Source organism: Streptomyces sp. NPDC059900 (assembly GCF_050270335.1).
Classification (GTDB): Bacteria; Actinomycetota; Actinomycetes; order Streptomycetales; family Streptomycetaceae; genus Streptomyces.
Genome location: NZ_JBNNJZ010000585.1, coordinates 1 through 4872, shown reverse-complemented (window position 1 = coordinate 4872; position 4872 = coordinate 1). Strand labels below are relative to the sequence as shown.

4 protein-coding genes and 1 tRNA gene are annotated in these 4872 nt (G+C 68.4%); 2 read left to right on the top strand and 3 right to left on the bottom strand.

Features of this window, described 5'->3' with window-relative positions:
* Positions 1-434, top strand: a 434-nt coding sequence (locus tag ACQKIP_RS39690; RefSeq protein WP_427745275.1) for a TSUP family transporter, incomplete at its 5' end; no start/stop codon positions are given.
* Positions 435-476: 42 nt separating this feature from the next.
* Here the strand turns inward: ACQKIP_RS39690 and ACQKIP_RS39685 are convergent.
* The 3 genes from ACQKIP_RS39685 to ACQKIP_RS39675 form a co-directional block, all read right to left on the bottom strand.
* Positions 477-2561, bottom strand: a complete 2085-nt coding sequence (locus ACQKIP_RS39685) for an MDR family MFS transporter (protein WP_365854979.1) — start codon at positions 2559-2561, stop codon at positions 477-479.
* Positions 2562-2638: 77 nt separating this feature from the next.
* Complete coding sequence (gene cobF / locus ACQKIP_RS39680) at positions 2639-3424, bottom strand: precorrin-6A synthase (deacetylating) (protein ID WP_365854977.1); 786 nt, start codon at positions 3422-3424, stop codon at positions 2639-2641.
* Positions 3425-3572: 148 nt separating this feature from the next.
* Positions 3573-4088, bottom strand: a complete 516-nt coding sequence (locus ACQKIP_RS39675) for a DUF309 domain-containing protein (RefSeq protein WP_365854975.1) — start codon at positions 4086-4088, stop codon at positions 3573-3575.
* 108 nt (positions 4089-4196) lie between these two features.
* Here ACQKIP_RS39675 and ACQKIP_RS39670 point away from each other — a divergent pair.
* A tRNA-Pro gene (locus ACQKIP_RS39670) sits at positions 4197-4270 on the top strand.
* Positions 4271-4872 lie beyond the last annotated feature (602 nt).

Sequence of the window (4872 nt, the reverse complement as noted above, 5' to 3'; positions counted from 1 at the left end):
CGACGGAGGCCCCGGTGGAATCCGCGGCGGGAGAGGCCGCGCCCCCAGGGCCCCCGGGGCCCTCACGGCCCTCGCGCGGCGCCCGCCTGAAGGCCCCCTCGTACGGTGTGCTCGGCGGTTTCACCACGATGGTCGCCAACGCGGGCGGCCCGGTCATGTCGATGTACCTGCTGTCCGCGGGCTTCCGGAAGCTGAGCTTCCTGGGGACGTCGGCGTGGTTCTTCCTCATCGTCAACACGTCCAAGGTGCCGTTCAGCGTGGGCCTCGGCCTGATCGACCGGCACTCGCTGCTGCTCGACGCGGCGCTCGTGCTCTTCGTCGTGCCGGGCGCCCTCATCGGCAAGGCCGCCGTGCACCGCATCAACCAGCGTCTCTTCGAGCAGCTGGTGATCGGCGCGACGATCCTCGGCGGACTCCAGCTGCTGCTGCGCTGAGGGCGGGACCTGTTGCTGCGCCGAGGGCGGGACGCGGTCGGCCTACGCCTTGCTCAGCGAGGCCGGCTGCCTGGCCTCGGGTGAAAGGCCGTGCTCCAGATCCTCGACGAGGAGCCGCTTGGCGATCGCGTCGACGGCCTTGACGAGATCCTCGTCCGCGGGCCGGCCGCTGTCCTTCTCCACCTGCTCGCCCAGCCACTTCGCCCACGCCTTGCCGATCACGTCGGCCTCTCGTTCACCTGCCGGAGTGTGCGAGAAGAGCAGGCCGGAGCGGGTGAGGAAGCCCTCCTCGACCATGCGGTCGAAGACCGGCACCAGGACTTCGGACGGCAGCTGACGCCGCGCCGCGATCAGCCCCAAACTGGCATGACCGACCATCCGGTCGAAGAGCGAGACCTGCATGACGGCCCACGCCCCGGCGATGTCGAGCCGGGTGTCGGAATCGCGGATGACACGGCGCGCGGTGTCCATACCGGTACTGCGGATGATGTTCCCGACCGCCAGTTCGAGCACCCGGTCCGGACTGCCGCCCGACGACGGGGACGCGAAGCCCTCGCCCATGTCGGACGAACTCATCCGCGCACTGTCCCGCAGCCGCACCTGCTTGAGGAAGAGAGCCACCACGAACCCGAGCAGCGCCACGGGCACCGTCCACAGGAACACGGTGTGCAGCGTGTCGGCGTACGCCTCGATGACGGGCGCCGCGGCTTCAGGGGGAAGGCCGTGCAGCCCTTGCGGACTCTGCGCGGCCTTGGCCGCCACCGCCGGATCCACGTTCCCGGCCCTGGCGGCCTCGGCGACCCCGTCCGCGAGGTTCGGCTTCAGGGTGTTGGCATAGATGGTCCCGAACACGGCGGTGCCGAAGGAACTGCCGAGCGTACGGAAGAAGGTGACTCCGGAGGTCGCCGTGCCCAGGTCCGCGTACTCGACGGTGTTCTGCACGGCGATCGTCAGGACCTGCATGCAGAGCCCGATACCGGTACCGAGGACGAACATGTACAGCGATTCGAGCCAGGTACTGGTCTCGCTGCCCATGAGGGAGAGCAGATAGAGCCCGAGCGCCATGACCAGCGCACCCACGATGGGAAAGATCCGGTACTTCCCGGTCTTGCTCACCACATTGCCGCTGAAGATGGAGGCGATGAGCAGCCCGATCACCATGGGCAGCGTCCGCACGCCCGAGATGGTGGCCGAGTCCCCGTCCACGTACTGCAGATAGGTCGGCAGGAACGTCATCGCGCCCAGCATGGCGAAACCGACGATGAAGCTGAGGATCGAGCAGACCGTGAAGACGGGGTTGGCGAACAGGCGCATCGGCAGCATCGGTTCGGCGGCCCGCGTCTCGACCACGCAGAACAGCGCGAGCGCGATCGCACCGCCGACGAACAGCGCGATGATGGTGCCCGACCCCCACGCGTACTGGTTGCCGCCCCAACTCGTCGCCAGAATGAGCGCGCTGGCGCCGATCGCGACGAACGCGATGCCCAGATAGTCGATGACGGGCCGCACCGCCGACTTCACGACGGGGATGTTCCGCGCCGCGGCGATCACCACGACGATCGCGATGGGAACATTGACGTAGAAGGCCCAGCGCCAGGTCAGATGGTCCGTGAAGAGCCCGCCGAGCAACGGCCCGATGACGGTCGACACTCCGAAAACGGCCCCGATCGCACCTTGGTACTTCCCGCGCTCGCGCAACGGGATCACATCGGCGATCAACGCCATCGAGGTCACCATGAGCCCGCCCGCGCCGATGCCCTGCAAGGCGCGCCAGGCGATGAGCAGCGTCATGTTCGTCGACAGACCGCACAGGAACGAGCCGGTGATGAAGACGATCGCCGAAACCTGAAAGACGATCTTCCGCCCGAAGAGATCACCGAACTTTCCGACGAGCACCGTGGCGACGGTCTCCGCGAGCAGATACGACGTCACGACCCACGACATGTGCTCGGCGCCGCCCAGATCCGCCACGATCGTGGGCAGCGCGGTGCCCACGATGGTCTGGTCGAGCGCGGCGAGCAGCATCCCCAGCATGATCGTCACGAAGACGATGTTCCGGCGGCGCTTGTCGAGGACGGGCGGCCCCTGAGCTGGGGCCTCGGCGGCAGGCTCGGCGGTGGTGGTCACAGGCTCACCCTCACACCGGGCGTGCGCCTGTGCATGCGGGGCCGGTCCGGTCCGGTGAAAGGGAGAGGGACGTGTGCTTACTCCGGGTGGCGGCGCAGAAGATAGGTATCCATGATCCACCCCTTGCGCTCACGTGCCTCGGCCCGGAGGGCTTCGATGCGGGGAGCGGCTTCGTCGAGCGGCCCGGAGACAAGGATCTCGTCGTCGGTCCCGACATAGGCCCCCCAGTAGATGTAAATGCCACCCCCACCCTCATCCCCGCCCGGGTAATGCCGGAAGGCCTGCCGGGCATCGAGCATGACCACGACATCATCGACCCCTTCGGGGAACCCGGCGTCGGCGAGGCGACGCCCGGTGGTGATCTGCACGGGACGCCCGACGCGGCTCAACCCGGTGCGGTGCCTAGCGGCGAGCGAGGACACACTGCTGATACCGGGCACGACGTCGTACGCAAAGACCACCGCACCCCGGCCGAGCGCCTCCTCCAGAACCCCGATGGTGCCGTCGTACAGCGAGGGATCACCCCACACGAGAAAGGCACCGCTCTCGTCCTCGCCCAGCTCGTCGGCGATCAGCCGCTCATAGATCTCCGCACGACGGCTGCGCCAGTCCCCGACGGCGGGGGAGTAGTCCGCGCCGCTCGCCTTCCGGTCCCGCGCGGGGTCCGGCGCCTCGACGACGCGGTAGGTGCCTTCGGTGCAGTGCTCGCCGAGGAGGTACCGCCGCAGCCGTACGAGATCGTCCTTCTCCTCGCCCTTGTCGAGGATGAAGAACACGTCGGTGCTCTTCAGAGCCTTGACGGCTTGCAGGGTCAACTGGTCGGGATCGCCGGCGCCGATCCCGATGACATGAATCTCTCGCACACCGAAAAGTGTGCCGCACGGGCGCGATGAGGGTAGCGGCGGCGCTCGCGGGCGGCCGCGCGCCCGCGTCCTGGCAGACGCAGACGCAGACGCAGCCCCAGACGCAGCCTCAGCCCCAGATGCAGACCCGGCCCCAGACGCAGCGCCGCTACTGCCGCGTGGCTCCCCGCAGCCGGGGGGCGTGCTGGGCGGCGTCCACCGTCGGGCCGTCCTCTTCCAGGAACGCCGCCAACTGCCGCGCCCACTCCACAAGTCCGTTCACATCAATCCCGTACGGCCGCTCGCCCCACGTCCCGTCGCCGATGGCGCTCGCCCCCCTGAGCAGCAGCCGGGCCCCGCCCGTGAGGTTGCCGCGGGCGGAGTGGGTCAGCCCAACGGCCAGCTGGGCGAGCCCTTTCCACAGGCCACGCTCTTCCTCGGGCCCCGACTTCCAGGCGTCCTCGAAGACCTCGTGCGCATGAAAGGGCCGCCCCGCGTCGAGCAGGGCCTGCGCCTGGGCGACCGTCTCATCGGGCGTACGCGTAACCCCTTCGGGCTGCCGCTCCACACCCTCGGTCCCGTACGGCAACGGCCGCCCGAGCCCGTCACGAGGCCGCGCGTTACGGGCCCGCCCGTCGGCATCACGGTCACGGCCACGGTCATCGGGTCGCGGTGCAGTACTCATAAGCCGATTGTCCCTCGCGGCACCCCCGACAGGGGGCGCGGACCACTCCCGAACGTGCGGTAAAGTTCTGTCTGCGCGATCACGCAGAACACCGCGGGACACGCGCACCGGGACGTGGCGCAGCTTGGTAGCGCACTTGACTGGGGGTCAAGGGGTCGCAGGTTCAAATCCTGTCGTCCCGACGGAAACGTCGCAGGTAGGGGCCATCTTCGGATGGCCCCTACTTCGTTTTTGGGAGCAATTCTGGGAGCGGGGAGCGGCTCCCGGTGCTCCCTGGGAGCGGGAGTCTGGGAGCAACGTCAACCGAGGGTGGACGGACGGTCACCCGATCCGGTCGCTCCCAGGGAGCATCGCCGCTGGATGGTCTGGTGTACGAGGCAAGGGGTCGCACTGTTCGCCCCCTTGTCCGAATACTCGTCAGGGGGTCGTGCTCCCACTCGACCCCTTCACGGCTTTCACCGACCCCATGTCTGCGGGGGCTCCCTGTCTCGGTGTACACGTCATCCAGAGGTTGAACGTTGGGGCGAGATGAGGTGCAGGTCGGAGGGGGTGGCGGCTGGGGGCGCCTGCTCCAGGGGGTCCCCTTGTCGCGGTACAAGTGGACGCTGGCGTCTGTAGGGCGCGGTTTGGAGGTGTGCCCCGGTGCCGATGCTGGCATCCGGAACCGCCCGGCGGATATCAAGCTGCGGCGTGATGGCTGCGTCCGACCGCGCTGGATCTGCCGGAAGGTTGGGCTGTTTACGAAGTCACAACCGTGCCTCGGAGCTGGAGTCTTTGGAGGAGC

Coding starts and splice junctions, on each gene's coding strand:
- ACQKIP_RS39675 (WP_365854975.1), bottom strand. CDS start 4,088: ATGAGTACTGCACCGCGACCCGATGACCGTGGCCGTGACCGTGATGCC.